Source organism: Streptomyces sp. NPDC002328, from assembly GCF_042890065.1.
Classification (GTDB): Bacteria; Actinomycetota; Actinomycetes; order Streptomycetales; family Streptomycetaceae; genus Streptomyces.
The window spans coordinates 114795-138985 of record NZ_JBIARQ010000011.1; the positions used below are offsets into that span (position 1 = coordinate 114795).

27 protein-coding genes and 1 tRNA gene are annotated in these 24191 nt (G+C 70.0%); 11 read left to right on the top strand and 17 right to left on the bottom strand.

Features of this window, described 5'->3' with window-relative positions:
- Nucleotides 1-259 precede the first annotated feature (259 nt).
- Complete coding sequence (locus ACFYX4_RS25845; RefSeq protein ID WP_389337911.1) at nucleotides 260-1225, bottom strand: DUF5926 family protein; 966 nt, start codon at nucleotides 1223-1225, stop codon at nucleotides 260-262.
- An 88-nt stretch (nucleotides 1226-1313) separates the two neighbouring features.
- On the opposite strand from ACFYX4_RS25845, the gene ACFYX4_RS25850 reads away from it, so the two are divergent.
- Entirely contained in the window at nucleotides 1314-1709 is a 396-nt protein-coding gene (locus ACFYX4_RS25850) for a hypothetical protein (protein WP_389337914.1), read from the top strand.
- Here the strand turns inward: ACFYX4_RS25850 and ACFYX4_RS25855 are convergent.
- Nucleotides 1635-2273, bottom strand: a complete 639-nt coding sequence (locus tag ACFYX4_RS25855) for an ATP-binding protein (protein WP_389337917.1) — start codon at nucleotides 2271-2273, stop codon at nucleotides 1635-1637. The genes ACFYX4_RS25850 and ACFYX4_RS25855 overlap by 75 nt on opposite strands.
- Before the next feature lie 186 nt (nucleotides 2274-2459).
- Complete coding sequence (locus ACFYX4_RS25860; protein ID WP_389337920.1) at nucleotides 2460-3296, bottom strand: glycerophosphodiester phosphodiesterase; 837 nt, start codon at nucleotides 3294-3296, stop codon at nucleotides 2460-2462.
- Between the two features lie 304 nt (nucleotides 3297-3600).
- On the opposite strand from ACFYX4_RS25860, the gene ACFYX4_RS25865 reads away from it, so the two are divergent.
- A complete protein-coding gene (locus ACFYX4_RS25865; RefSeq protein ID WP_389337923.1) occupies nucleotides 3601-5262 on the top strand; it encodes a S1C family serine protease in 1662 nt (553 codons plus the stop codon).
- Between the two features lie 646 nt (nucleotides 5263-5908).
- Here ACFYX4_RS25865 and ACFYX4_RS25870 read toward each other — a convergent pair.
- The 8 genes from ACFYX4_RS25870 to ACFYX4_RS25905 all read right to left on the bottom strand — a co-directional run bounded on the left by ACFYX4_RS25870 (nucleotide 5909) and on the right by ACFYX4_RS25905 (nucleotide 12546).
- Nucleotides 5909-6916, bottom strand: a complete 1008-nt coding sequence (locus tag ACFYX4_RS25870) for a hypothetical protein (protein ID WP_389337926.1) — start codon at nucleotides 6914-6916, stop codon at nucleotides 5909-5911.
- A 375-nt stretch (nucleotides 6917-7291) separates the two neighbouring features.
- Complete coding sequence (locus ACFYX4_RS25875; RefSeq protein ID WP_389337929.1) at nucleotides 7292-7804, bottom strand: hypothetical protein; 513 nt, start codon at nucleotides 7802-7804, stop codon at nucleotides 7292-7294.
- A 202-nt stretch (nucleotides 7805-8006) separates the two neighbouring features.
- The gene (locus tag ACFYX4_RS25880; RefSeq protein ID WP_389337932.1) at nucleotides 8007-8213 is read right to left on the bottom strand and encodes a helix-turn-helix transcriptional regulator; all 207 of its coding nucleotides are present in this window, start codon (nucleotides 8211-8213) and stop codon (nucleotides 8007-8009) included.
- Complete coding sequence (locus tag ACFYX4_RS25885; RefSeq protein ID WP_389337935.1) at nucleotides 8210-9673, bottom strand: replication initiator; 1464 nt, start codon at nucleotides 9671-9673, stop codon at nucleotides 8210-8212. Before ACFYX4_RS25885 ends, ACFYX4_RS25880 begins: the two co-directional genes overlap by 4 nt.
- Nucleotides 9674-9824: 151 nt before the next feature.
- Nucleotides 9825-10556, bottom strand: a complete 732-nt coding sequence (locus ACFYX4_RS25890; RefSeq protein WP_389337938.1) for a DUF2637 domain-containing protein — start codon at nucleotides 10554-10556, stop codon at nucleotides 9825-9827.
- Nucleotides 10557-10609: 53 nt separating this feature from the next.
- Nucleotides 10610-12016 carry an FtsK/SpoIIIE domain-containing protein gene (locus ACFYX4_RS25895; RefSeq protein ID WP_389337941.1) on the bottom strand — a complete coding sequence of 469 codons (1407 nt, stop codon included), beginning with the start codon at nucleotides 12014-12016 and terminating at the stop codon, nucleotides 10610-10612.
- Complete coding sequence (locus tag ACFYX4_RS25900) at nucleotides 12017-12223, bottom strand: hypothetical protein (RefSeq protein ID WP_389337944.1); 207 nt, start codon at nucleotides 12221-12223, stop codon at nucleotides 12017-12019.
- Nucleotides 12220-12546, bottom strand: coding sequence for a hypothetical protein (locus ACFYX4_RS25905; protein ID WP_389338314.1), 327 nt, complete (start codon nucleotides 12544-12546; stop codon nucleotides 12220-12222). The genes ACFYX4_RS25900 and ACFYX4_RS25905 overlap by 4 nt, the downstream gene beginning before the upstream one ends.
- On the opposite strand from ACFYX4_RS25905, the gene ACFYX4_RS25910 reads away from it, so the two are divergent.
- Together ACFYX4_RS25910 and ACFYX4_RS25915 are read left to right on the top strand one after the other, a co-directional pair.
- On the top strand, nucleotides 12439-12741 hold the full coding sequence (locus ACFYX4_RS25910) for an ATP-binding protein (protein WP_389338317.1): 303 nt from the start codon (nucleotides 12439-12441) through the stop codon (nucleotides 12739-12741). The two genes, ACFYX4_RS25905 and ACFYX4_RS25910, sit on opposite strands and share 108 nt — an antisense overlap.
- An 86-nt stretch (nucleotides 12742-12827) precedes the next feature.
- A complete protein-coding gene (locus tag ACFYX4_RS25915) occupies nucleotides 12828-13193 on the top strand; it encodes a hypothetical protein (RefSeq protein ID WP_389338320.1) in 366 nt (121 codons plus the stop codon).
- 2 nt (nucleotides 13194-13195) lie between these two features.
- On the opposite strand, the gene ACFYX4_RS25920 is transcribed toward ACFYX4_RS25915, so the two are convergent.
- From ACFYX4_RS25920 to ACFYX4_RS25935, 4 genes are all read right to left on the bottom strand, one after another.
- Nucleotides 13196-13645 (bottom strand): DUF6262 family protein, encoded by a 450-nt coding sequence (locus ACFYX4_RS25920; RefSeq protein WP_389337947.1) that lies wholly within the window; start codon nucleotides 13643-13645, stop codon nucleotides 13196-13198.
- Nucleotides 13642-14706, bottom strand: a complete 1065-nt coding sequence (locus tag ACFYX4_RS25925; RefSeq protein ID WP_389337950.1) for a tyrosine-type recombinase/integrase — start codon at nucleotides 14704-14706, stop codon at nucleotides 13642-13644. Before ACFYX4_RS25925 ends, ACFYX4_RS25920 begins: the two co-directional genes overlap by 4 nt.
- Nucleotides 14707-14925: 219 nt before the next feature.
- On the bottom strand, nucleotides 14926-15798 hold the full coding sequence (locus ACFYX4_RS25930; RefSeq protein ID WP_389337953.1) for a hypothetical protein: 873 nt from the start codon (nucleotides 15796-15798) through the stop codon (nucleotides 14926-14928).
- A complete protein-coding gene (locus ACFYX4_RS25935; RefSeq protein WP_389337957.1) occupies nucleotides 15788-16975 on the bottom strand; it encodes a tyrosine-type recombinase/integrase in 1188 nt (395 codons plus the stop codon). Before ACFYX4_RS25935 ends, ACFYX4_RS25930 begins: the two co-directional genes overlap by 11 nt.
- Before the next feature lie 111 nt (nucleotides 16976-17086).
- Between ACFYX4_RS25935 and ACFYX4_RS25940 the strand changes: the two genes are divergently transcribed.
- Together ACFYX4_RS25940 and ACFYX4_RS25945 are read left to right on the top strand one after the other, a co-directional pair.
- Nucleotides 17087-17542, top strand: a complete 456-nt coding sequence (locus ACFYX4_RS25940; protein WP_389337960.1) for an ATP-binding protein — start codon at nucleotides 17087-17089, stop codon at nucleotides 17540-17542.
- 185 nt (nucleotides 17543-17727) lie between these two features.
- A tRNA-Ser gene (locus ACFYX4_RS25945) sits at nucleotides 17728-17814 on the top strand.
- A gap of 108 nt (nucleotides 17815-17922) precedes the next feature.
- On the opposite strand, the gene ACFYX4_RS25950 is transcribed toward ACFYX4_RS25945, so the two are convergent.
- On the bottom strand, nucleotides 17923-18228 hold the full coding sequence (locus ACFYX4_RS25950; RefSeq protein WP_389337962.1) for a hypothetical protein: 306 nt from the start codon (nucleotides 18226-18228) through the stop codon (nucleotides 17923-17925).
- A 161-nt stretch (nucleotides 18229-18389) separates the two neighbouring features.
- Nucleotides 18390-19271: a bifunctional DNA primase/polymerase gene (locus tag ACFYX4_RS25955; protein ID WP_389337965.1), complete on the bottom strand. Its 882-nt coding sequence runs from the start codon at nucleotides 19269-19271 to the stop codon at nucleotides 18390-18392.
- Between the two features lie 379 nt (nucleotides 19272-19650).
- Between ACFYX4_RS25955 and ACFYX4_RS25960 the strand changes: the two genes are divergently transcribed.
- The 5 genes from ACFYX4_RS25960 (at nucleotide 19651) to ACFYX4_RS25980 (ending at nucleotide 24121) form a co-directional block, all read left to right on the top strand.
- A complete protein-coding gene (locus tag ACFYX4_RS25960; protein WP_389337968.1) occupies nucleotides 19651-19965 on the top strand; it encodes a hypothetical protein in 315 nt (104 codons plus the stop codon).
- Between the two features lie 197 nt (nucleotides 19966-20162).
- Nucleotides 20163-21125: a bifunctional MaoC family dehydratase N-terminal/OB-fold nucleic acid binding domain-containing protein gene (locus tag ACFYX4_RS25965; protein WP_389337971.1), complete on the top strand. Its 963-nt coding sequence runs from the start codon at nucleotides 20163-20165 to the stop codon at nucleotides 21123-21125.
- On the top strand, nucleotides 21122-21556 hold the full coding sequence (locus ACFYX4_RS25970) for a MaoC/PaaZ C-terminal domain-containing protein (RefSeq protein WP_389337974.1): 435 nt from the start codon (nucleotides 21122-21124) through the stop codon (nucleotides 21554-21556). Before ACFYX4_RS25965 ends, ACFYX4_RS25970 begins: the two co-directional genes overlap by 4 nt.
- Entirely contained in the window at nucleotides 21553-22719 is a 1167-nt protein-coding gene (locus ACFYX4_RS25975) for a lipid-transfer protein (RefSeq protein ID WP_389337977.1), read from the top strand. Before ACFYX4_RS25970 ends, ACFYX4_RS25975 begins: the two co-directional genes overlap by 4 nt.
- An 853-nt stretch (nucleotides 22720-23572) precedes the next feature.
- A complete protein-coding gene (locus tag ACFYX4_RS25980; protein WP_389337980.1) occupies nucleotides 23573-24121 on the top strand; it encodes a SigE family RNA polymerase sigma factor in 549 nt (182 codons plus the stop codon).
- Nucleotides 24122-24191: the final 70 nt, after the last annotated feature.

Here is a 24191-nt window from a genome sequence, read left to right on the forward strand (position 1 = left end):
TGGACAGGGCCGGGCACGGAAAGACCCGGTTGCTGGCGACGGGGGATGCACCAGCAACCGGGCTACTCGAACGGTAACAAGAGATCGGCTCCAAGCAAATTCGATCTCCTGTTTTCCTCGGCTTTCCGGACACCGGCGTATCGCCGCCTCCGGCGCCGACTCACCTTGCGCACACGGCAGTTGTGAGGAGAGCCACGCCGGCCGCCCGGTCCGGGGCGCTGACCGTTCGGTCAGCCGGACCGGGCCCCGGACCTGCGCCTCAGCTCAGCGTGACCTGCCGGTTGGTCAGCCCGCCGCGCGCGCGACGCTCGTCGGGCGTGAGCGGGGCGTCCGTGGCCAGCGCGGCGGCGAGCCGCTCGGCGAACTCGGCGGCCGGCTTCTCCACGTCGTCCGCCGAGACGCCGCTCGGCAGGTCCCAGACCGGCACCGTCAGGCCGTGCGCACGGAAAGAGCCCACCAGACGCGTGCCCTCCCCGAGGCTGGAACGGCCCGCCGCGTGCAGACGCGCGAGGGCGTCCAGAAGCTGCTCCTCCGGGTGCGGCATGACCCACCGCAGATGGTTCTTGTCCGGCGTCTCGCACCAGTAGGCGCTGTCCACGCCGGCGAGCTTCACCGTCGGGATCGCCGCCGCGTTGGCGCGCTCCAGGGAGGCCGCCACCTCCGGCGCCGCGTTCTCCGGGTCCGGCACCCAGAACTCGAAACCGCTGTGCACAACTGGCTCGAAGGCGCCTTCGGCGTCCAGCAGATCCTGCATGCGCGGACCGTCGGCCGGGGCGCGGCGGGCCTGGATCGGCGTGCCCGGCTCCGCCTCCAGGGCGCGCTGGAGGGTGTCGGCCAGGTCACGGCTGATGTCGCCCGACGCCGTGTCGTTCTGGAGGCCGAGCAGGACCGAGCCGTCGTCGCGGCGCAGGGCGGGCCAGGCCATCGGCAGCACCGTGGCGAGCGTGACCGAGGGGACGCCCTCGGGCAGACCGTCCTTGAGCGGCAGCGCGACCGTGGCCGCGGGGACCAGCTCGCGCAGCGCCACCCAGTCGCACTCGCCCGGCAGGCCCTCGAAGGGACGCTGCACCAGCTCGGTCGCGGCGTGCGCGGCGGCCCGGCCGTGGCAGGCCTTGTAGCGCCGGCCGCTGCCGCAGGGGCAGGGCTCCCGAGCGCCGACGACCGGGATCTCGCCGTCGGTGAGCTGCGGCCGCTTGGCCGTCGTCTGGTGTCGCTTCTTGGCCATCTGGGTGTCTCCCGGGTACGGCTCGTCTGGTACGGGCGGGAGCCTAGCCGTTCGTACGGGGAGTCATGGGGACCTGTGGACAACGGACATGACGACGGACGGCGAGGCGGACGGTTCCGGGGACGGCTCCGGGGACAGAGCCGGTGGAGCCGGTGGAGCCGACGAAGGCCCCGTCCGGTTCGCCGAACGCGCGGGTCGTCCTGCCCCGAAGCTGTCGACTGCGCGCGAGTCGTCAGGCCCCGAGGCCGCCGCCCGCGCGCCGGTCGCCCTGGACGAGGCCGCGTCGCCCGCGCGCGGGTCGTTCCGGCCCGAGGCCGCCGCCCGCGCACCGGTCGCCCTGGACGAGGCCGCCGCCCGCGCGCCCGTCGTCCCGGGCGAGGCCGCCGGCCGCGCCCCCGTCGCGGTCGCTCTAGTCCAGGTCGTCGAACGCGTCCGCGAAGTCCAGGCCCGCCATCGACGAGACCGCCGGGGCCGCGACCCGTGAGGCGAAGTCGTCGCGCCGGCAGCCGGCGTCGGGATCGTGGACGTCCGCGTGCACCACGACCCAGACGGTGACCTCGCCGCGGGCGTCGTCCCGTACGCCCCAGTCGTCGGACAGCGCCGTGATGATGTTGAGCCCGCGGCCGCCGTGCGCGGTGACCGACGGGGTGGCGGGAGCCGGTCTGGTCGGGCCGCCGCCGTCGGTGACCTCGACGACCAGCCGGCCGGCGGGGTCCACACCCCACGCGGCCCGCACGTCGCCGTCTCCCGCCAGGGCGTCGCCCAGCGGCCGACCGTGCTTGCACGCGTTGCTCAACAGTTCGGAAAGGATCAGCAGCGCGTCGTCGATGACCGCCTCGGCGACCCCGCCGCTGCGCAGTTGATCGCGCATGCGGTGTCTCGCCTTGCCCACGCCCGCAGGGCCATGGGGTACGGCCATGCTCGACGACGTGGGCACCTCCTGTGCCACCACCAACGCCACCCCCGAGACCTCCTTCGCCCCACGCCACGGTGTGGATGCCCCATTGGCCTGTACCGGAAACCGGCCAATCCAGGTCCGGGGACGCATTCACAACGATCGAATACGGACCGAACGCGCCGGAGCACTCCCCGTGACGGGACGGTCCTCGTGTGGCTTGATTTCTTCGGTGTGGCCGGGAATGGAGGATGCTTCAGGCGGACGGTGTGGTCAAGAGGTGTGGATGGGACTTCTGTGACTTCTGTGATTTCCTACGGATCTTTCCGTGTCCGGAATTCAGCGGCCCAGCCGGTGCAGCACCGCGCGCGGGCGGTTGGTGATGATGGCGTCGACGCCGAGTTCGACGCAGAGGTCGACGTCCTCCTGCTCGTTCACCGTCCACACGTGCACGTGGTGCCCTTCCCGCTTCCACCGCTCGATATAAGAGGGGTGATTGCGCACGACCCGGATCGACGGGCCCGCGACGCCCACTCCGGCCGGCAGCCGTCCGTCGCGCAGCCGGGGCGAGACGAACTGCATCAGGTAGACCGTCGGCAGGGTCGGCGCGGCGGCGTGCACACGGTGCAGCGAGCGCGCGGAGAAGCTCATGATCCGCACCGGTGAGGCGGCGGCCGTGGCGGGGGCGTCCAGCCCGAACCGCTTCAGGAGCGTCAGCAGCCGCTCCTCCACCTGTCCCGCCCATCGCGTGGGGTGCTTCGTCTCGATGGCCAGCTCCACCCGGCGTCCCGCGTCGGCGACCAGTTCCAGCAGTCGCTCCAGGGTGAGGACGGAGGTCGCCTCGCGGTCCTCGGGCCGTACCTCCCAGTCGGGCTCCTCGTCGCGCGCGCTCCAGGCCTCCCGCGCCTCGCGCGTCTTCCAGGAGCCGAAGTCCAGAGCGGCGAGATCGGCGAGCTCGAAGGCGGAGACGGCACCACGGCCGTTGGACGTACGGTTGACACGTCGGTCGTGCACACAGACGAGATGGCCGTCCGCGGTCAGCCGTACATCGCACTCGAGGGCGTCCGCGCCGTCTTCGATCGCCTTCTTGTACGCGGCGAGGGTGTGCTCGGGGGCCTCTTCGGAGGCACCGCGGTGGGCGACGACTTGAATGTGGTGCTGCCGTGCTTGGGTCACCGCGTCATGGTGCCACCGGGGCGGGGTACGCGTCCGGCGGGAAGGAAACCCGGTCATGAGGGCCGGTCGTCTGAGAAGCGTCTGAGATGTTTCGGGGAAGTGCCCTTAATGCTGGAAAATGTCCCATGTAAAGAATGGCCGTAGACCCACAGCCACCGCTTATGGTGCTCTGACGGCCCGTGGGAAAAGCTGAGATGTACAAAAGCACATGCACAGCTGCAGCGCGCCGGGTCGTCGACAAAGCGCGAACGAGCGTGATCGAAGTGCGACCGAGGACAACAGCCGTGGATCGAGGAGAAGAGCTGTGAGCACCGAGAACGAGGGCACCAACGAGGGCGCCACGGTCCCCCCGGCCCCGTCCGCACCTCCTGTGCCGGTGGATTCTCCCTCGGCCTCCCAGGCGTCGCAGACGCCCCCTGCCCCCGCCGCCCCCCACGCACCGCAGGCGGCTCCGGTGGCCCCGGCGGCCTCGCCGGCTCCGGCGGCTGCTGACGCGGGTGTGGGTGCGGGCGCCCCCACCACTCCGCTGCCGGCGACGCCTCCGCCGCCGCCCGGCTCCTACGGCACCGGCGCCCCCTATGGCACTGGCGCTCCCTACGGCACCGGTGGCGCGCCGGAGGGCGACTGGCCGCCGCCTCACGCACCGCAGCAGCACGGCGTCGGCGCGCAGCACGGCGTCGGCCCGCAGCACACCGGCGCGGCCGAGGGCGGCTGGCCGCCCCCGCCGCCCGGGACGACGTCGTACGACGGCGGCTTCGACGGTCACTCCGGCGGTCACGCGGGCGGTCACTCCGGCGGCGACGGCGGTGCCTGGGGCTCCTCCTACCAGCAGCCGGAGCCGAAGGCGCGCCGCGGGCGCGGCGGACTCGTCGCCGCGATCCTGGTGGCCGCGCTGGTCGCCGGCGGTCTGGGCGGCGGGCTCGGCTACACCCTGGCCAAGAACGAGGACAGCTCCGGTTCCACGACGGTCTCCGCGTCCGACAGCGGCGGCTCCATCAAGCGCGACCCGGGCACGGTCGCGGCGGTCGCCTCCAAGGCCCTGCCCAGCACGGTCACCATCGAGGCGGAGTCCAGCAACGGCGAGGGCGGCACCGGCACCGGGTTCGTCTTCGACAGGGAAGGCCACATCGTCACCAACAACCACGTCGTCGCGGAGGCGGTCGACGGCGGCAAGGTGACGGCGACCTTCCCGACCGGGAAGAAGTACGAGGCCGAGGTCGTCGGCCACGCAAAGGGCTACGACGTCGCGGTGATCAAGCTCAAGAACGCGCCGTCGGACCTCAATCCGCTGACCCTGGGCGACTCCGACAAGGTGGCCGTCGGCGACTCGACGATCGCGATCGGCGCGCCCTTCGGCCTCTCCAACACGGTGACCACGGGCATCATCAGCGCCAAGGACCGCCCGGTGGCCTCGTCGGACGGCACCGGCAGCTCCTCCTCCTACATGAGCGCCCTCCAGACCGACGCCTCGATCAACCCGGGTAACTCCGGCGGCCCGCTGCTGGACGCGCAGGGCAACGTCATCGGCATCAACTCCGCGATCCAGTCCACCGGCAGCGGCGGCCTGGGCGGCACCAGCCAGTCGGGCTCGATCGGCCTCGGCTTCGCCATCCCGATCAACCAGGCGAAGTACGTCGCCCAGCAGCTGATCAAGACGGGCGAGCCGGTGTACGCGAAGATCGGCGCGTCCGTGTCCCTGGAGGAGTCCACGAACGGCGCGAAGATCACCGACCAGGGCGCGGGCGGCGCCGCCGCCGTCGAGGCCGGTGGCCCGGCGGACAAGGCCGGCCTCAAGCCGGGCGACGTCATCACCAAGCTCGACGAGACGGTGATCGACAGCGGCCCCACCCTCATCGGCGAGATCTGGACCCACGTGCCCGGCGACAAGGTCACGATCACCTACGAACGGGGCGGCAAGACCCAGACGGTCGACCTCACCCTCGGCTCCCGCAAGGGCGACAGCTGACCCGACCGGGAGCACCCCCGCGCCGCCCGAGACCGGACGGCGCGGGGTGGGTTGCCCGAGCGGCCTAAGGGAACGGTCGCGAAAAACGTGAGGACGTGGAAGCGTCCTCGTGGGTGCAGATGTCGCCGACTCCGCAGCTCATAAACGTGCTGGTCAGAAGGGGTGTCCCTCGCTTAGGGGCACCCCTCCTGTGTGCGGGCTGTCTCACCTTGACCCGGCTCTGTCGCATTGCGGATCACTGCCCGTGGACCAGGCGTGGACCACGATCCTGCGGTGATTGGACAGGAACCTGCTGGTCAGCGAACCTCTATGGCCCGGCGCATGAACCAAGTCGCATGGCCGCGATTCGCAGAGGGTCCCGCCCTCAGCGGCGAAGCCTCTTGCGTGCCCACAAGGACCCGATCACGCCACCCACGACAACCAGATATGCCGTCAAGGCCCCGTCGTTGAGTATGAGCCCGGGCGTCGCGATGCCGGCCACGATCAGAAGCCATCCGCACCCAGCCGCGGCGAGATGAGCGCCGTCAGGGCGCGGTTGCTCGTTCTCCACGGTTCTCCATTCGAGGCTTCCGCCTACAGCTGACGCACGCGACTTCACTGCCTTCAACCGTACGCCGTTCGGCCTGTGACGGCGGTTATAGGCCGACTATGCGCAGTGGATGCCGGCCGTCTGGGAGAAGACGTTACTGGCACCCCAGGTACCGTTGCTGTTGCGCAGCGTCGCGTTACCTATGTTGCTGCGGTATTGCCACCTGCTGATGGTGAGCCGAGAGCACTCGAAGCGCAAGATCACCGGGAACGACCTCCCCTGCTCGTTCGTGTAGCCCCGGACGTCCTTGGTCCTCCAGATGCCAAGCCCGTGGTACTGGCGCAGCGACGCGGCGAAGTTTCCCCTGCCCGTCTGGTCACAGATCATCGCTGCGTCAGCTTGTATGCGCAGGGATCCTCCGTGCCGAAATGGAGCCCTGCTCTGAGTGAGCTGACATTTGGGCTTGGCGGCCGCGATGGCAAGCACCGGGGAGTGCGAGGCGGTGATTCCCTGTTCGTCGACGGTACGGGCCCAACGTACGAGCGCGTCTGCGGCGTAGGCGTTCTGCTCGGTGGTGGCCGGTGCCTCCCAGACGGTCAACTGGCCGCCCTTGGACAACGTGCTCACTCTGATGCCGTCAGTGCCCACAGCAGTCAGCAGGTGGCTTCCGTTGGGGAGGGTCGTTGTGCTCGTCTCATCACCGTCCGAAGAAAGAACCGACGACGGCACGTCGTTGTGGACGGTTAGGCGAGTGATGTTGAGTGGGTGTTCGTAGTTGCCGTCTCCGAGATTGAACGTGAGCGTCTGCCCCAGCTCTTCATACTCTTCCACGGCAGGTGCTTGGAAGAGTTCAAGCCCGGTCGTCTCGGTCAGCAGGTCGGTGAGTTTCTGGACACTGGGGCCCTGCGCGGGAGCGGCTTCACCGATGGGTGCCATGGACTGAGGGTCCTTGCCGCCTTCATCCGCGTATTCGGATGGGCTGACAATCTGCGGCCAGGTGGGTGAGTCGTCCTTCTGAGAGCCGTCGGTCGCGAGCGCTCCGGTAGTCGCGCCGACCAGAAGGGCCGCGGTGAACAGGCCAATGGCACCCGTTCTGGCAGCCCGGCGCACGGTGTTCTTCTTCAACTCGATTTCCCCTCCGTAGAGTTCGACCGACCGTCATCTGACGCTGGTCCTGCGCCGACGGCTGTGGTCACTCGGGGGTCACCGTATGTGCTAACTCTGGGGAGAGCCCGTGAGATTCGAACATCTTGGCGTGTCGTACTTCCTTGCGATCTCTTGATTCGGCCAGTAACCGCTAGTGGTGAGGAGTGCGTTGAACTGCGGAGACCTCTCCAGACAGGTCTCACCAATCGGCCTTGTTTCCCAGGCTCATGTTGGCCTGAACCCATCAGAGCTTTGATTTGCCGGGACACCCCTTACTCCAGTACAGCGTGCAGGTGCCATCCCCTACCCGAAGGGTGGTGAGGATGGCACCTGCAGTCAGACGAATCCCAATGTCTATGCGCTGTCGGCGGCGTCCAAGGCCCGCTCGATCTGTTCGTTCGAGCGCTGCTGATTCCGGTGAATCGCCTTGGCATAGAAGCGGAAGAGGACAGCGATGCTGTGGCCAGCCCGCCGCGCGACCTCAGCCGGGGAGAATCCAGACTCAAGCCAGAGTGAAACGCCCGCGTGACGCAGCGAGTAGGGCACGTCAGCGAGGGGGGAAGCCGCTTCAGATTCGGTCAGCACCGAGTGTCGAGCCGCTTTCCAAGCTTCCCCGTACTCCTTGGACAGCAGGCCGCCCCCCTGGGCCGCGCGGAACAGCCGGCCGTCGTCGGCGGTGCCGAACTCCTTGATGTGCTCGCGGACCAGGCGCACGAGGACCGGGGGAATCGGCACAGGCCGGGTCGCTTTGCGGGCCCGCTTCTTCAGGCCGCGCGTATCGAACGACTCTCCCGTGTCGGTCCACCCAGAGCCGACACGGGGCGTGCTCGTCGAGAGCAACACTTCTCCCCAGCCCTGTTCGGGCAAGGTGAAGTCCTCTTGCCGGAGATTGGCCGCCTCTCCAGGGCGGTTGGCCGCGTAGTAGAGGCACGCTCCGAGCGTCGACCGTCGGCCTGAGCCTTGATCTTGTAGCTCTTGGAGAAGGGCCGGGGACCGACGCGCCACCGGAGCTGATAGGCCGCCGCACGGTTGGGCCGCTTGCGGATGCCCCAGATCTGAACGTCGTAGGTCAGCACGCTTCCTGCACCTCGCAAGCGTCGAACCAGGCGTCGAGGTCGGCCCGGCGTATGCGGATCTGACCGTTGGGAAGCTTCAGGTGCCTGGGCGCTTGGCCCCGAGCGCGCATGCGGTAGAAGGCTGCGCGAGACACCCCGATCTCAGCCAGCACATCGGCCAGCTTCAGCGTCTGCCTGTCGGCCTTGGTCGGAGTGGTCACAGCCAGGGGTCTCCTTCGGACTTGATGCGTTCGGCGTGTGCCATGTCGTGGCGGACCTGGGCGGCGAGGAGCTCTTCGCCGGGGCGGTAGCCGCTGCTGAGGTAGGCCCACGAGGAGGCAGTGACGAGCGTCGTGTTCCCGTCGCTGACGGGGAGGCCGGCACGGGCACGGGCAGCTTCGGCCTGGGCGAGGCGCCAGGCGCGGCGTACGTCGCGGAGGGCACCGAGGGTGGTGGAGTAGGAGCGCGATTTGGTGGAGAAGTGGCCGCGGAAGCCGAGCATGTGAGCCCACTTCCAGAGCTTGAGATGGGCGAACTCCGGCAGATGGCCGAGGGCCCAGGCGGTGCGGATCATCTGCCGTACGTGCTGCTGTACAGGCAGGGCCTTGATGGGTTCGGCCTGTCCGGTGCCGTCACAGTCGGCGCACAGGTCGTGGAAGCGGTCGGGGCCGCGTACGTAGCCGCGTCCGGCGCAAGGACGGCACATCAGGGTGCGGTCCACGGTCCCCGCGCCTTCAGCGTTCTTGGCCGCGTACTTGGCGACGTATCCGGCGACCTTGGCGTCTGTGAGTTCGCCATCGCCGAGGGAGGAGATGGGGTCGACCTTGTATCGGTCGCCCCAGGCGATGACGCGTTCACCGATGGAGTCGGACTCGATGGTGAGCCGGGCACTCTCGGCGGCCAGGCCCACGGCGACGCGGAGGGCGTCGAAGGTCGCCCAGGCCGGGGGCTCGGTGGTGTGGCCATCGGGTCCGTCGAAGCGGATCACGGCGTGGAAATGGACCAGGCCGCGCTTCTGGTACTCGGCGACCTTGGCGAAGGAGACTCGCAGGGCCGAGTTCAGCGCCCTCTGCGTCATGCCGAAGTGCTTGGCGAGGGCTCGGCGCAGGTAGGTGGTGAAGCGTGCCCAGAGCTGTCCGGCGTGGGCGTTCCAGAGCACGGCACCGGTGTAGTCATACGTGGCCGGCTTCAGCGGGGTGCCGAGTTCCGGCGCGTCTTCGGTGTGGGTGTCGCCGCATGCGCAGGGGCGGGTTTTTCCTGCGTCGGTGGTCGGCCGGTTGTGGACCGGGCCGAACGAGGGGGCGGTGAGGGTGACAAAGGCGCGGGGGTGGTCGCGGACGGTTTCGGCGACCTTCTTGCCGCCGGAGAGTCCGGCCTTGATGAGGTGGTAGGTGTCGGCGGCGTTGACGCGGGAGCAGGCGGGGCAGCGGGAGGAGCGGCGGTTGCCGCAGGTGGTCAGCAGGCGTCCGGAGGGTTCGTCTTCGGAGCGGTAGGAGCGGACCACTTCCTTGGTGGTCTGGTCGGTGGTGATGGTGAAGCCGTGGAGGTTGACGGGGCTGGTGCAGCCGCGCAGGTCGCGTACCTGCTGCTGTACGCGGTCGAAGTCGTGGGTGTTGGCCAGTTCGACCAAGTCCCGCAGGCCGGGGCTGACGATGTGGCGCAGGTCGAGGGGGTGGCGCATGGGTGGCGGGGTGTCCTTTCTGGCGCGAGGGTGGGACCTGCGGGCAGCAGCGATTCAGTGCGCTCGGGCTGCTGCCCGCAGGCATGACGGATCGGGCCCAGGGGCGGGCGAGGGAAAAGGGCCCGGGAAGGCCGGCGGGGGGAGCGCGGCTCTACAGGGCGGCGTGGAGCGCAGTGGCCATGGGGAGGCCGATGCCGAGCCGCATCTTGAGCTGAGCCGGAGTAATCGTTTCTCCGTGCTCGGCATGGTGCGATGCGGCGATTGAGCGCGCTTCGGTCAATAGCGGCTCAGGCACCTTGACCGCAGGCACGACCGGGGCGGGAGCCGTAGCGGGTGCGGTAGGGCGGGGCTGTGAGGGAGCAGGCGCCGGAACAGGGGCCGGAGGTACGGGCGTTGAGGTGGATTCGGCCTCGATGGAGGCCGGGGCGGGCTCTTGGGCCGGTTCCGTCCCGGCAGTGGTTGCCGGGGCGCTGACTTCGGTGGAGACCGCGTGGAAGGAGCGCAGGAGCTGCGGTCCGACCGCTCCCCAGCCGAGGAGCAGCAGCGGGGCCACGGCGTCGACTGCGGCGCGGCCGTAGTGCCCGGCGACGACGGGTTCGGCGATGTTGAGGGCCAGGGTCAGCAGGCCGGAGACGTGCATGAGGCGGTTGGCCGCTTTCATCTGCTCGGCCGGGACGCCGCGCAGGGAGAGGTAGCGCAGGGCCACCAGGAGGCCAACCACAGACAGGTCCACCATCGGGGCGATGAGCGGTGCGATCGGGGCGGGGACGCCCAGGCGCAGGGCCAGGGCCCAGACGTTGCCGAAGGAGAAGACGAACGCCAGCGCGGCGATGACGATCATCACGGCGGTGATGGTGCGCTGAGTGATCCGGTCCTCAGTCATGAGTGTTCACCTCCTTTCCGGGTGAAGCCGCGAGGGGGATGGCCGACAGATGGTCAGGCCGCCATGGGCGGAGTGGTGTCATCCGGACCGGACTTGCCGAGTTCGACGCCAGGGAGCTCGGCGGTGAGCAGGTCGGCCGGGTCGGCGGTGAGGTGGGCGGTACGGGCGGCGATGTCGGCGGAGTCCCCGCCGGACACGAAGGGCGTACGTATACGGGTGAATCCGGGCTGCGACTGGTGGTTCATTGAGGCGACGCCGACGTAGGCACGATCCTGGAGGTTGATCGGGTTGGCGTCCGGCCACTCCCGGATGTCCTCACCGAGCGCGGCGACGGCAGCTTCGGCGGTCTTCTGCGCGAAGGACAGGCCGATGGGGCACACGTCGCGGATGAACGTCGGGATGGCGTCACCGGTGGACTTCTGGGTGGCGAGGATGACGAGGATGCCCATGCTGCGGCCCTTCTTCACCAGGTCCTCAACCAGCCGGGCGTTCTCGGCGGCAAGCGCGGCGAGCTTCTTCGTCTTCGGGTCGCTGCCCTTGTGGTCGCGGAAGTAGGTGTGTGCCTCGTCGATGATCACGACGACGAGCGGCCACACGGCGGACGGCCCGACCTCCCACATGCTCTGCACCCCGAGGATGCGTTCCGCGGCCGAGACACGGGCGCGGCGCAGCTCCACCAGCCGCCGGAACAGGGCGTTGGCATCTTCGAGGTCGTCACCGACGAAGGCGAACATCCGCTTCACGAGGTGGGCATAGTCGCCCTCCCGGGCGGTGGACACCTTGCCGTCGGCGCACACGAACTGAATCGCGGGCGAAGGTGCCCAGTCGCAGATCAGCCGGTTGATGAGCGAGGTCTTGCCGAAGCCGGGAAGGCCGGCCACGGTCACGCCGGGCACCTGCGTGAGGTCGACAGACACTGGCTGCGCGTACTCGTCCAAGCCCAGGTCCCACCGGGCGATCTCCTCCGGCACCTCCCCCGAGGGATGGTGCTCGGTGGTGAACTTCAGCGGATCGAGTCGCACACCGCGGATGACCACCTGTCCGGGCTTGTCCTGGGTGACAGCGACCCGCGTGCACTTCCAGGCGTCGGCCAGGTGCGGGGCCGCCTTCTGGAACTGCTCCAGGCCCACGCCAGGCAGGCAGCTCGCCCGCGCGATCACCCCGCACGCGTCGTGCGTGACCTTCAGGGCCGGGATCAGGACGCGGGGCTTGACGAGCTTGCCGTCCGTGTTCGCCAGCGACGCCATCGGGGTGGGCGTCTTGTCCGTGGCCGCCAGCTTCAGCATCGGCGCGAGCCGCTTCCAGCCCCGCCGTACGCGCACGGCCTGCCGGATGGACTGCCGGGTCATGGTGTCGGCGCGCACGTAGCGGGCCACCCACACCACCGCCCACACGGCGAACACGGCGAGGCCGAGCAGCGCGACGAGCGGGGCCAGGCCGAACACCTCCTGCACAGACATTCATTGCTCCTTGGGGTTGTAGAGGAAGGCCACAAGGGCCGATTCGAGGGCCGCACAGTCGTCGACGGCCGCCAGACGGGGGTAGCCGTAGCCGACGAGCACGGCCGTCACCGAGGTGACGAGCGACTCGGTGAACCGGGGGTCCGGCCCGGCGTGAGCCAGCGGGTAGCTGCGCTCAGCGCCGAACCGGAAAGCTGTGCCGCTCACGCCGCGTCAGCGGCGGGGGCGGGGCCTCCGACCAGGTCCACGCGGTCGGCGCGGTAGGCGATGCCGTCCGAGAGCTGGCCGTTGAAGATCCGGGCCCACGGGGTGGCGAACAGCTCCACCGGCATGACCGGCAGACCCGGCTTGAGGCCGTTGGGAAGACCGGTCTCCGGAACGGTGATCTTCAGCGCCTCGGCGCGGTCCTCCCTCCGGCCCTTCTGGCCGCTGCCGACCGGCTCGCCGAACGGGCCCGCAAGGAGTCCTGGACCCACGCCGAATACCTGGTCGCCTGCCTCCAGCGCGAGGTCTCCGCCCGCGAATCGCACGGCGGCGAGGCACGAGTACGCGCCGCCCGATTCCCCGCGATCAAGACGATCGAGGAACTCGACGTCACCCATCTGCGCGGCATGACGCGCCAACAGCTCGCGCATCTGGGCACGTTGGACTTCATCGCGGGCAAGGAGAACGTCGTCTTCCTGGGACCCGGCGTTATCCCCGGTTTGGTTTCTGTTTCTGGCTGACAGTCCAGCTCAGGACGCTTCTGCGATCGATGGAGTGTGAGAAGCAGTCCGTGCCTGGGCGGTAGTGATAGACAGTCGCTGTGGCGATGTTCATGGTGATGGTCGATGGAGACGCGGGTGGGTGGCAGGTCGATCGTGACGCTCTGACCGCGGCGATCCGAGCCGGGTGGGCTGGTGTCGAGATCGATGCGACACCTCGCAGCGAGGCACGGAGTTTTTGCTGGTCCTTCGAGGCGCAAGACGGCGCCGGTGAGGCATATCTGCATCGGGACGGGACGTGTCTGTACTTGGATGTCCCGGAGGCTGACGCTGTGAGGTTGGCGGTGGTGTTCCGCAGGCTCGCTCCGGCGGGCTTTGACCTGGTGTATTGCGACGAGGGCTATAACTTCGACGTCCGGCTGCGCTCCGGGAGCACGGATGCCGAGCTCATCGGCCTGATGACCGCTGGGTGAGGTCAGCAGGGCCCGATGACTCGGGCTTGTGGCGGTGGGGTGTCTCCGCCGCGGCGGGCGAGTTCGCGGCGGAGGTCGAGATTCTCGCCGTGTGCCTGCTCCAGGGCGTCCCGCAGTGCCTGTACTTCTTCTCGGTGCTGCTTCTTGAGGCGGGTGATCTGGCTGGTCAGCGCGAGGACGAGGGTGCTCTGCTCGTCGGCCGGAGCGGCCGGTGTGGGGGCGGGACGGGCTTGGGCCCGGAGTCGTTCGATACGTCCTCTCAAGTCGGGGTGGTTATAGAGGAAGGCGTGGGAGACGCCGGCCTCGCGCTGGACGGCCTGGAAGGTGATCGGCTCACTGCGTTTGACCAGGGTGCGGATTGCCTTCTCTGCCGCGTCGGTCTTGGCCTGGGACTTGGCCTTCGCGGCGGCGGCAAGGGTCTGGGTGCGCTTGGCGCGAGCGTCGTCGGTCATGGCCGGGTCCTTCGGTGACGGTCGAGATCGAGGGTGAGAGGGACGGGGCCGGTGGGGGCGGCGCCGCAGCCGGCGCCTTGGACCGCGCGTCCCGGCTTGGAGTGGATGGTGTCCAGCAGCTTCATGAGGGCCGCGTGTTCGGCTCTGCGTTGCATCAGCCAGACGTTGTCCTCGGGCATCGGGCGGCCGTGCCGTTCCTGGAACGCGGTGGTGTTGCGGTTGATCAGGGCCTCGGTCTCGGCCAACTGCCGCTGAAGTGCGGTCTGGTGGGAGGCGTCGGTGACGAAGACCGAGCAGGTCAGGCAGGCGTTTCCCTTGTCGCAGGTTTGCAGGGGCGGCAGCAGGCACCAGCCGTGGGGCAGGAACCGGTCGGCGCGGTCGAACAGGTGGAGGCTGTCGTGGTCGTCGCGGGAGAAAGCCACCTGGGTGCCGTCTGCGCGGAATTTCGCGGTGGCCAGGAACGCCTGCTCGGCATGCTCCTGGCGGGCGGCGACGTAGTGCATCGTCATCGACGGGGTGGCATGTCCGGCATAGCGCATCAACACGTGGACGGGCAGGCCGAGTTCGGCGAGTCGGGTCAGCTTGGTGTGGCGGAAGCGGTGAGTGTGGCTGAGCCCGACGGGCTTGCCCTTGCTGTCGGTGATCTTCACGAGCTTACTGAACTCGCGAAGCATCCAGTTGTAGGTGCCCGACGGGTAGGGCTTGTCGCCCTGGCGGTTGCCGGTCCGCTGCAGGAACAGATGGCGCGGGATGATGCCGGGGAAGTGGTCGCGGACCCAATGTCGTTGTTCCTCGATGACCGCGACGACCTCGGCGTCGACGAGGATGTTGTCCGGCGCGATATCGATCTTGCTCTGTGCGTAGTGGAAGCGGGCGATCTGTTCGCCCTCGGCGGCGTCCACCGCCCGGTCGGGGACTGGGGAGGGACAGTCGAAGAGACAGGTGCGGATCTCGCTGGACCGCCGTCCGGTGAGGATCTGCAGCAGGATCATGCGCATGGCCTGCGGGTCATCGAAGCCGTCGACGGTGACCTGCTGCCCGTCGCCGCGGGTGACCAGCATCTGCTCTCTGCGGCCGAGGCCGAGCAGCGGCAGTGCGGCGGGAATCTGGGCGAGCGCGTGGTCGTCGACGTAGTGCTCGTCATTGAGTTCCCGCTGGTGCGGAATGCGGGAGACCTGGCAGAACCAGCCGGCCGCATGCGCGTCCGTGACCCGGGACCACGGATGGAGCCCGAGGACCTGGTGGGCCTCGGCGGGGTTGGCGGTGACGAACGCGAAGAGTTAGGCGACGGCCCGCAGGTCGTCGTTGACCAGGCGGGGGTGGACGGGCTGCCCGGCGAACCGCTTCTCGTTCCGGCGAAGGAGCCGGTTGGCGGGGTCGGCGTCCCAGCGCCGGAAGGCGGCGGCCAGCTGGACCGCGTGGGCGGGATCGCCCAGGACGTCGAGCGGGTCGGTGAAGGTCTCAAGCCACCGGTCGAAGCGGACGAAGCACCGCATCCTCTCCTGGCTCACCGTCGACCAGCGCAGGGTGCCGGCCTCCAGCTGGGTGCCCAGGCACCATTTCACGGCCTCCCGCAGCCACGGCTGACCGATCTTCGAGGGCGAACAGCCGTAGTGGGCCTGGGGCTCGTGCTCGGCCAGCGGGATTCGCGGGTCGCAACGGGGATGCCACTCGTCCAGGGACCACCAGGGGCCGTTGGTGCAGCGGGCCAGCAGGGCCAGACGGGAGAAGCGGAAGATCACCCGCAGGCGGGCGACGCTGCCGCGGGGCGGGAGCCGGCCCCAGCGGGTGGCATAGAACCACCGCTGCAAAGCGGCCGCCGTTTCCCAGCCCTTGGCACGGATGGAGATCGGGAAGGGATGGTTGTCGCGGATCGCCCGGCGCAGGATGTTCGCGAACTGGTTGGTGCCCAGCACCGACGAGCGGGTCCCGTCCAGGGCCTGCCAGTGCGCCATCCAGGCCAGCTCTGCGGCGATCAGGTCGGGCAGCCCGGTCAGGTCGATGCGGCGGTCACCGTTCTCGGTGATTCTGTCCCAGTCGTCGATGCCGTCACCGATCACCGGCCCCTTCCAGGGCTCGGGCAGCTCCAGCCAGAGTCGCCAGAACGGGTCCTCGTCGCCGGCTGTGTGCAGATGACGCTGTTCACCGGCCATCGTCGACCTGCCAGGCGGAGATGTACGACTTCCAGTTCGCCGCGGCCCGCAGGGCCTCGTCCTCACGAACCCAGCCATATAGGTCGAGCGTGGTCTGCACGTGCGCGTGACCGAGGCGGCGGGAGACCACCCACTCCGGCGTCCCGGCCAGCAGCAGTGCCGTCGCGTGGCTGTGGCGGAACCAGTGCGGCGTCCAGGACGCCGGACCGATGCCCTTCTTGCGCAGGGCGGACACCTTGTCCCGCACCGTCCCTTCACGCAGGGCGGCCAGCAGCGGCGGCCGTTCCAGGTTCACCAGCAACGGTGATTCGGTATCGATCTCGATGCCGAACCCGGCGGCCCGGCAGGCGAGGTGGGTGAGGTAGTCGGCGAACAGTCGCTCCAGGTCGCAGCCGACGTAGACCCGCCGCGGGCGCATCATCTTCACTCTGGCCCCGTTCGTGTTGTCCTCCCTGGGCACGATCTCGACATAGGGAGTGGAGCCGCGGCCCATCACGAAATCGCAGATCCGCAGGCCAAGGGCCTCGCCAAGGCGCATCCCGGTCTCCGCGAGCAGCGCGAACAGCAGCCGGTCGCGCAGGTTGCCCGCCCACTCGCCGACCATGGCGTCCGGCATCGCGCAGCCGTCCAGAATCGCCTGGATCTCGGTGGGCAACAGCAGCGGCGGGTGCCCACGGAGCCGCTGGCGCCGGACCCTCACCAGCGAGGACAGAGCGGGAGCGGTGCGGGCGTCCAGATGCGCGAGCAGTCCCCGGGCCGGGGCCCGGCGCGGCGTCCCGCGCATGAGCCGGCCCGCGACCGGCACCGAGAAGACCGCCTCCTGCCAGCGATAGAAGGAGATCAACGCAGCCAGCCTCGCCTCCAACGTCCCTGCCTCCGGCGCCTGTTCGGGCTCGACCAGCGCGTGCTCGACGGTGCGGCCGTTGCGCAGCCAGGCCAGGAACCCCGCGACCGCCGGTACCCCGAGATCACCCCACCTTCCGGTCTCGTCGCGCTGTTCGAGGAACGTCCACCACTGGGCCAGCGAGGTCGCATAGCCGCGGACGGTGTTCGGCGACCACAGCTGCCGATGGGCCTCCAGCCAGTCCTCGACCGGAGCGACGGTCCGGTACTTCTCGTCGATCACGGTCCACGTCCGCTGCCCGTTCACGGGCCGGACCGCCAAGCTGTGTGCCACTGATGCCGTTCCGTCTCGTTGAAGAACTCCCGTTGATAGCAATGCATCAACGACGCAGAACGCTCACGGTGACGCTCGTTGCAGACAGAGAAGAGAGGGGCTCAGGCCCCGTTGATAACGCCCGGCACCGGCAAGACGCACCTGGCGATCGGCCTGGCAGTGCGAGCCTGCCAGGCCGGACACCGCGTCGCCTTCGCCACCGCCGCCGAATGGGTCGACAAGCTCGCCGCCGCCCACGAGACCGGCCGCCTGTCGGCCGAGCTCACCCGGCTCGGCCGCTATCCGCTGATCGTGGTGGACGAGGTCGGCTACATCCCCTTCGAAGCGGAGGCCGCGAACCTGTTCTTCCAGCTCATCTCGAACAGATACGAACGCGCATCCGTGATCGTCACCAGCAACAAACCCTTCGGACGCTGGGGAGAGGTCTTCGGCGACGAGACCGTGGCCGCCGCCATGATCGACCGCCTGGTCCACCACGCCGAGGTCCACTCCCTCAAGGGCGACTCCTACCGCATGCGAGGACGCGAACTCGGACGCGTCCCCACCGACGCACCCGACAACGACTGAACCACCACCCACCGACACCAACCGGGTCAGAATTCAACCGCCCAAAGTGGGTCCGAGTTCAGCCGACGCCGACACGGCCCCGAGGCGTGGAAGACAGCCAGTGGACCCCGTGTGGACCGCAAGCCCCGGGCGAGGCCAGAGGCCGGTAGTCTGTAGCCGCTCCGCCCCAGGTGGGACGGGGCCGAGGTGGGTTGCCCGAGCGGCCTAAGGGAACGGTCTTGAAAACCGTCGTGGCAGCGATGTCACCGTGGGTTCAAATCCCACACCCACCGCAGCAGGTCACAGCGTTGCAGGTCAGAAGGGGTGCCACTCTCCGGAGCGGCACCCCTTCGGTGTGCCCCCTTGCGGCCGCTCTGCGGCCGGAATCCACGGTCCCGCCGTCAGCCGGACCCGGTGTCGGGGAGGGCGTCGTCGTGGGTGTCGGCTATGAGTTCGGCGAGGGTGAAGTGGGCTTCCTCGGTCGACATCGGGTTCTGGACGCGCACGAAGCAGCTTCGTTCGGAGACGCGGAAGACCTGTCTTCTCTGGCGTCGGCGCCCTCCTGAGGTGGCGGCCTCCGCGAACGTATCGACGAGGTGCGGCATCGCGGCCAGCGCTTCCGCCTCGGTCCCTTCGAGTTCACGGCGAACGGTGTAGCGGAAGGCTTCCGCCTCGCCCTCAGCTCGCAGGACGGCCCATCGGGGCATGGTGCTCTCCAGTCCGTGAGGCGACGCGGGCCCGCGGTGACGCACAGCCCCGCCGCATGGCCGGCTCGACGCCCTGACATCGGCCGGTGATCTTGGCGCGGCGAGGTTATCGGAAGGGGGAACGACCGGGGCCTGCTTTCGGGCGCTGCGCGCCAGCGGTCTCAGGTGCACCCGGGACGGCGGGTCATTCGGGCGGCTGAGGTCACTGTGGAGTGGGCCTCCTGGGGGGTCAGGCCTGTGTGGATCGCTGCGGCTATCAGGGGTTCCTTCAGGGTGGGGCCCAGGCCGTTTTCGTAGGCTCGGCAGGCGGCCCAGAAGAGGCGGGTGTTGCGTTGGCCCTCGTGGGCGGTGAGGACGAAGTTGATCAGGCCGCGGCCTTGGGCGTCGCTCGCGGTGAGGGGTGGTGTGGGTGTGCGGGGCGGCGGGAGCAGGAGGCGGAGGAGGGCTCGGGGGCAGGGGGCCGGGGGGAGGTGCGCCGAGCCGGGGGCGGTCGTGTAGACGCCGTGGGCGGTGCGGGAGCCGGGGCCCACCAGGTAGCCGCCGGCGCCGCGGATGTCGATGCCGGGGGCGAGGCGGCCGGCCGAATTGGGGACCGTGACGTCCGGCGGGCCGGTGAGCCAGAGGTGACGGCCGCCGGACGGGGTGAGCACGACGACCGTCGGCGGGATCGTGAACAGGTGGCGCAGGGCCAGTTCGCGCAGTGCCGTCGTGGAGTCCGTGCCGGACTTGGTGTCGAGGTCCACGCCGATCAGGTGGTGCGGGGGCAGGCCGCAGGCGATCCCGTAGCCGGTGGACCACGGGGCGGCGGCGAAGAGGTCGCGGATGCGGGCCGGTTCGGTGGAGGCGTCGTAGACGCCGTGGCCGGGACGGCCGCACTCGCCGTGGCAGGGCGGGGCCGTCGGGTCGTCGCGGTGGGGGGAACGCAGGGCCGGGAGCTTCGTCCGGGACAGGGGAATCACGGCCAGGCCGCGTTCGGCGGCCGACAGGGCGTGGGCGAGGGCCAGCGTGGTGGCCTGCCGGTGGTACCGGTCGGTGGTGGCCATGCGTTTATTTTCGTATGTGTGTTCGAAAAAGGGAAGGGGGTGCGAGTGGCGACGCGCCGAGGGGGAGGGTGGAGGCGGCGGAATGGGGTGAGTCGCGGCGGAACGCTTCTTCGCTTGGCGGGGTTGGGTGGGCTATGTCTGGCTTGCCGGGGATTATGGCCTCGCGGGCCGGAAGGTCGGCCGCGGGGGTTTATCGACTTGTCATCACGCTTGCGTGCTAATCGCGGCGTCCGGGGTGGTTGGCCGCGGGGCGGTGGGCAACTCTGGTCACACGACGTCGTCGCAGTACGGGCGGTCGGCCAACTGCCCTGCTAAAAGCCGTACTTCATGCCTGGACCGGTCACGAGCCGGTGCGTAGTCCCCGTTCTGGAGGAACAACATGGCAAGCATCCGTACCGCCCGCGTCATCGCCGCCGTCTCCGCCCTCCCGCTGGCAGCCGCCCTGTTCACCGGCATCGCGGCGGCGGACAACGGAGGCTTCGCGGACGACGGATCGAACGCGGGTGTCGCGAGCGTCGTCGGCAGCGGTGTCGGGAACGACAACAACGGCAACTCGTCCACCACGCAGCAGAACGCCGTCGGCGCGGGCGCCTCGAACCAGAGCAACACCGCGCAGGTCAACGGCTCCGCCTTCACCGCCGTCAACCAGGGCAACAGCAACGTGGCGGTCACCTTCTCGCCGCTGTTCGGGTGAGGTGAGGGGGAGGGGGAGGAAGGGGGCTGGGAGTCGGGGCCGGGGGTGCTCTGTGGGGGGTCACGCGTCTGCGCGGCGGTGCTTCGGCATCGCCGCGCAGGCGTTTTCGGGAGGGTGATCCACCTTGACAGTTCTTACTGTCTGACGGACAGTCAGAAACTCCGTGGCTCGCGGTTCTACGAGGGGCGGTGGCCGGGATGAGCGACGAGGCGGACGGGCTGGAGGCGCGGCTGCGGGCTTACGAGGGCCGGCCCGCCGCGGTCGCCGGCGTCGGCCGGGACCCGGTCAACCTGCCCATGATCCGGCACTGGTGCGAGGCGATGGGCGACGCCAACCCGGCCTACACCGGGGCGGACGCCATCGCGCCGCCCACCATGCTTCAGGCGTGGATCATGCGAGGGCTGGTGACCGCCCTGGAAGGCTCGGGTGGTTCCAGTGGGCAGGGCGGGGTCGGGGAAGGGGTCGGCGGCCGTACGGGTGGGCGGGCTGCGGAGTACGAGGAGTTGCTCGGGCTCCTCGACGCGGCCGGCTGCACCGCCGTCGTCGCCACCGACTGCGAGCAGGAGTACCTCCGCCCCCTGCGGCCCGGGGACGAGGTCGCCTTCGACACGGTCATCGAGTCGGTGTCCGGCCGCAAGACGACCGCCCTCGGCGCCGGGCACTTCGTCACGACCCGTACGGACGTGCGCGTGGCCGGGGAGTTGGTCGGCACGCACCGCTTCCGCATCCTCAAGTACGCGCCGGCGCGCAGGAAACCCAAGGAGCGCCGCCCCCGCCCGGTGATCAACCGCGACAACGCCGGTTTCTGGGAAGGTGTTCGCGAGCACCGGCTCCTCATCCAGCGCTGCACCGCCTGCGACACCCTCCGTTTCCCGTGGCTGCCCGGGTGCAACGCCTGCGGCGCGCAGGAGTGGGACACGGTCGAGGCGAGCGGTGAGGGCGCCGTCTTCTCCTACGTCGTGATGCACCACCCGCCCTTTCCCGCCTTCTCACCGCCTTACGCGGTCGGCCTGATCGAACTCGCCGAGGGCGTGAGGATCGTGAGTGACGTGGTCGGCGTGCCCTACGACAAGGTGCGCATCGGGATGCCGGTGCGGCTTGAATTCCGGCGGTACGACGAGGAGTTGGTGCTGCCGGTGTTCGAGGGGACAGTCGCGTGAGGGCCGGGGACGAGCTGGGTCCGCTGGAGGTTCCGATCACGCGCACGCTGATCGTCGCCGGCGCCGTCGCCTCGCGCGACTTCCAGGACGTGCACCATGATCCGGAGGCCGCGCGAGCCAAGGGGTCTCCCGACGTCTTCATGAACATCCTCACCACCAACGGCCTGGTCGGCCGCTTCGTCACCGACCACTTCGGGCCGACGGCCGTGCTGCACCGGGTCGCCGTCCGGCTCGGGACGCCCAACTACCCCGGTGACACGATGGTGTTGACGGGCAGGGTGGAGGAGGTCGACGGGGAGACGGCGGTGGTGCGGGTCCTGGGGGAGAACGGCACCGGACGCCACGTCACCGCCACGGTCACCGTCTCCGTCTCCGTCCCGGCCTCACACTCCCACCCGAGCGAAGGCAGCGTAAGCGAGGGCACCGTATGAGCATCCGTGCGCGGGACTTCCTCGGGGGTCGGGCCGCCGTCGTCGGGATCGGGGCGACGGAGTTCTCCAAGGACTCCGGGCGCAGTGAGCTGCGGCTGGCGGTGGAGGCGGTGCGGGCGGCGCTGGACGACTCCGGGCTCGTGCCGGCGGACGTGGACGGGCTGGTGACGTTCACCATGGACACCAGCCCGGAGATCACCGTGGCGCAGGCCTGCGGCATGGGCGAGCTGTCGTTCTTCTCCCGCGTCCACTACGGCGGCGGCGCGGCCTGCGCGACCGTCCAGCAGGCGGCGCTCGCCATCGCCGCCGGGGTGGCCGAGGTCGTCGTCTGCTACCGCGCTTTCAACGAGCGGTCGGGCCGCCGCTTCGGCGCGGGCGTACGGCAGCGGGAGCCGTCGGCGGAGGGCACGGCGCTGGGCTGGACCCTGCCGTTCGGGCTGCTCACCCCGGCCTCCTGGGTGGCGATGGCGGCGCAGCGGTACCTGCACGCGTACGGGCTGACCCCGGAGGCGTTCGGGCACGTGGCCGTCACCGCGCGCCGGCACGCGGCGGCCAACCCGGCGGCGTACTTCCACGGGCGGCCGATCACCCTCGCCGAGCACGCGGCCTCCCGCTGGATCGTCGAGCCGCTCCGGCTGCTGGACTGCTGCCAGGAGACCGACGGCGGGCAGGCGTTGGTCGTCACCTCCGTGGAGCGCGCCCGGGACCTGCCGCATCCGCCCGCCGTCGTGGCGGCCGCCGCCCAGGGAGCGGGGCGGGCGCAGGAGCAGATGACCAGCTTCTACCGCGACGATCTGACCGGCCTGCCGGAGATGGGCGTGGTCGCCCGCCAGCTGTGGCGGACCTCGGGGCTCGCGCCCGCCGACATCGACGTGGGGATCCTGTACGACCACTTCACGCCTTTCGTGCTGGCGCAGTTGGAGGAGTTCGGCTTCTGCCCGCCCGGCGAGGCCGCCGCCTTCGTCGCCGAGGACCGCCTCCCGCTCAACACCCACGGGGGCCAGCTCGGCGAGGCGTACCTGCACGGCATGAACGGCGTCGCGGAGGCCGTACGCCAACTGCGAGGCACGTCGGTGAACCAGATCCCGGACGCGTCCCGAGCCCTGGTGACAGCGGGGACGGGGGTCCCGACGTCGGGTCTGGTCCTCGTCTCCGACGGGTGAGCCACGCGAAACTGTACGACCGGGGCCCTCCGGGCCCCGGCCCTGGCCCCCGGCCCTGGCCCCGGGCCCTTGGCCCTTGGCCCCCAAGCTCCCGGCTCCCCGGCGGCCCTGCCGCTCGGCCACCCAGGTTCCCGCTCCCCACTCCCCGCTCCCCGCTCCCCGGTCACCGGTCACCGGTCACCGGCCACCGGCCACCTGGCCACCCAGGCTCCCGGCCCTCCGGTCCCCGGCGGCCCAACTCCCTGGCGGCCCGGCTTCCCGGCGGCCCGGCTTCCCGGCCACCTGGCCACCCAGGCTCCCGGCGGCCCGGCTTCCCGGCCACCCAGGCTCCCGGCTCTCCGGCTCCCGGCTCTCCGGCCCCCGGCGGCCCGGCTCCCCGGCCACCCAGTTCCCCGGCGGCCCTGCCGCCCGGCCACCCAGGTTCCCGCTCCCCGGCCGCCCGGCTTCGCGGCCACCGGCCACCGGCCACCTGGCCACCTGGCCACCGGCCACCTGGCCACCTGGCCACCGGCCACCTGGCCACCTGGCCACCGGCCACCTGGCCACCTGGCCACCTGGCCACCCAGGCTCCCGGCTCCTCGGCCACCTGGCCACCCAGGCTCCCGGCCCCCGGCTCCCCGCCCTCTGGGCTCCCCGGCCGCCCTACCCCCAGGCCCCCAGGCCCCCCGCCCCCGCCCCCGGCACCCCAACCGCCCGCCCCTCACCACCCCCCAAGGGCAAACCCGTACCAGCCCTCCGTCTCTCGTCCACCTTCAGGAGGTGGAGGCGGCAGCGCCCCTACAACCTGAGGCGGATCCGGCTTCGGCACCTGCGGGCGATCCGCCGTGGCGGGGGGCGAACCTAGCGTGGAGCCATGACCACACCCGTCTGCTCCAGCGCTTCGAACGGCATGAGGCGGCCCGCTGCGTACCCGTCCTTCGCGTCGTACGTCAGGGCCCGTCAGCCCGTGCTGCTGCGCACCGCCCGGTCGCTGACCGCGAACCCGAGCGACGCGGAGGACCTGTTGCAGACCGCGCTCACCAAGACCTACGTCGCGTGGGAGCGGATCGAGGACCACCGGGCGGTCGACGGCTACGTCCGCCGGGCCCTGGTGAACACGCGCACGTCGCAGTGGCGCAAGCGCAGAGTCGACGAGTTCGCGTGCGACGAACTGCCCGAGCCGGAGCCGCTGCCCGGCGGGATGGACGCCGCCGAGCAGCAGGCCCTGCACGACGCGATGTGGCGGGCTATCACGAAACTGCCCGCGCGGCAGCGAGCGATGGTAGTCCTGAGGTACTACGAGGATCTCAGCGAGGCGCAGACGGCGGAGGTTCTCGGGGTCTCCGTGGGTACGGTGAAGTCGGCGGTGTCCCGCGCCCTCGGCAAGCTCCGCGAGGACCCTGAGCTGGACGTTGTTCGATAAAGCGCCGTAGTGAGGACTTGGTCCGCGCTTTAACGTGACCTGATCGATCATCGCTCCCTAGTGACATACC

Bases quoted from the DNA above. Each gene is read 5' to 3' on its own strand.
- ACFYX4_RS25845 (WP_389337911.1), bottom strand. From the start codon at position 1,225: ATGGCCAAGAAGCGACACCAGACGACGGCCAAGCGGCCGCAGCTCACC.
- ACFYX4_RS25850 (WP_389337914.1), top strand. From the start codon at position 1,314: ATGACGACGGACGGCGAGGCGGACGGTTCCGGGGACGGCTCCGGGGAC.
- ACFYX4_RS25855 (WP_389337917.1), bottom strand. From the start codon at position 2,273: ATGCGTCCCCGGACCTGGATTGGCCGGTTTCCGGTACAGGCCAATGGG.
- ACFYX4_RS25885 (WP_389337935.1), bottom strand. From the start codon at position 9,673: ATGCGCCACCCCCTCGACCTGCGCCACATCGTCAGCCCCGGCCTGCGG.
- ACFYX4_RS25890 (WP_389337938.1), bottom strand. From the start codon at position 10,556: ATGACTGAGGACCGGATCACTCAGCGCACCATCACCGCCGTGATGATC.
- ACFYX4_RS25895 (WP_389337941.1), bottom strand. From the start codon at position 12,016: ATGTCTGTGCAGGAGGTGTTCGGCCTGGCCCCGCTCGTCGCGCTGCTC.
- ACFYX4_RS25915 (WP_389338320.1), top strand. From the start codon at position 12,828: ATGTTCATGGTGATGGTCGATGGAGACGCGGGTGGGTGGCAGGTCGAT.
- ACFYX4_RS25920 (WP_389337947.1), bottom strand. From the start codon at position 13,645: ATGACCGACGACGCTCGCGCCAAGCGCACCCAGACCCTTGCCGCCGCC.
- ACFYX4_RS25925 (WP_389337950.1), bottom strand. From the start codon at position 14,706: ATGCTGGTCACCCGCGGCGACGGGCAGCAGGTCACCGTCGACGGCTTC.
- ACFYX4_RS25930 (WP_389337953.1), bottom strand. From the start codon at position 15,798: ATGGCCGGTGAACAGCGTCATCTGCACACAGCCGGCGACGAGGACCCG.
- ACFYX4_RS25950 (WP_389337962.1), bottom strand. From the start codon at position 18,228: ATGCCCCGATGGGCCGTCCTGCGAGCTGAGGGCGAGGCGGAAGCCTTC.
- ACFYX4_RS25955 (WP_389337965.1), bottom strand. From the start codon at position 19,271: ATGGCCACCACCGACCGGTACCACCGGCAGGCCACCACGCTGGCCCTC.
- ACFYX4_RS25960 (WP_389337968.1), top strand. From the start codon at position 19,651: ATGGCAAGCATCCGTACCGCCCGCGTCATCGCCGCCGTCTCCGCCCTC.
- ACFYX4_RS25965 (WP_389337971.1), top strand. From the start codon at position 20,163: ATGAGCGACGAGGCGGACGGGCTGGAGGCGCGGCTGCGGGCTTACGAG.
- ACFYX4_RS25975 (WP_389337977.1), top strand. From the start codon at position 21,553: ATGAGCATCCGTGCGCGGGACTTCCTCGGGGGTCGGGCCGCCGTCGTC.
- ACFYX4_RS25980 (WP_389337980.1), top strand. From the start codon at position 23,573: ATGACCACACCCGTCTGCTCCAGCGCTTCGAACGGCATGAGGCGGCCC.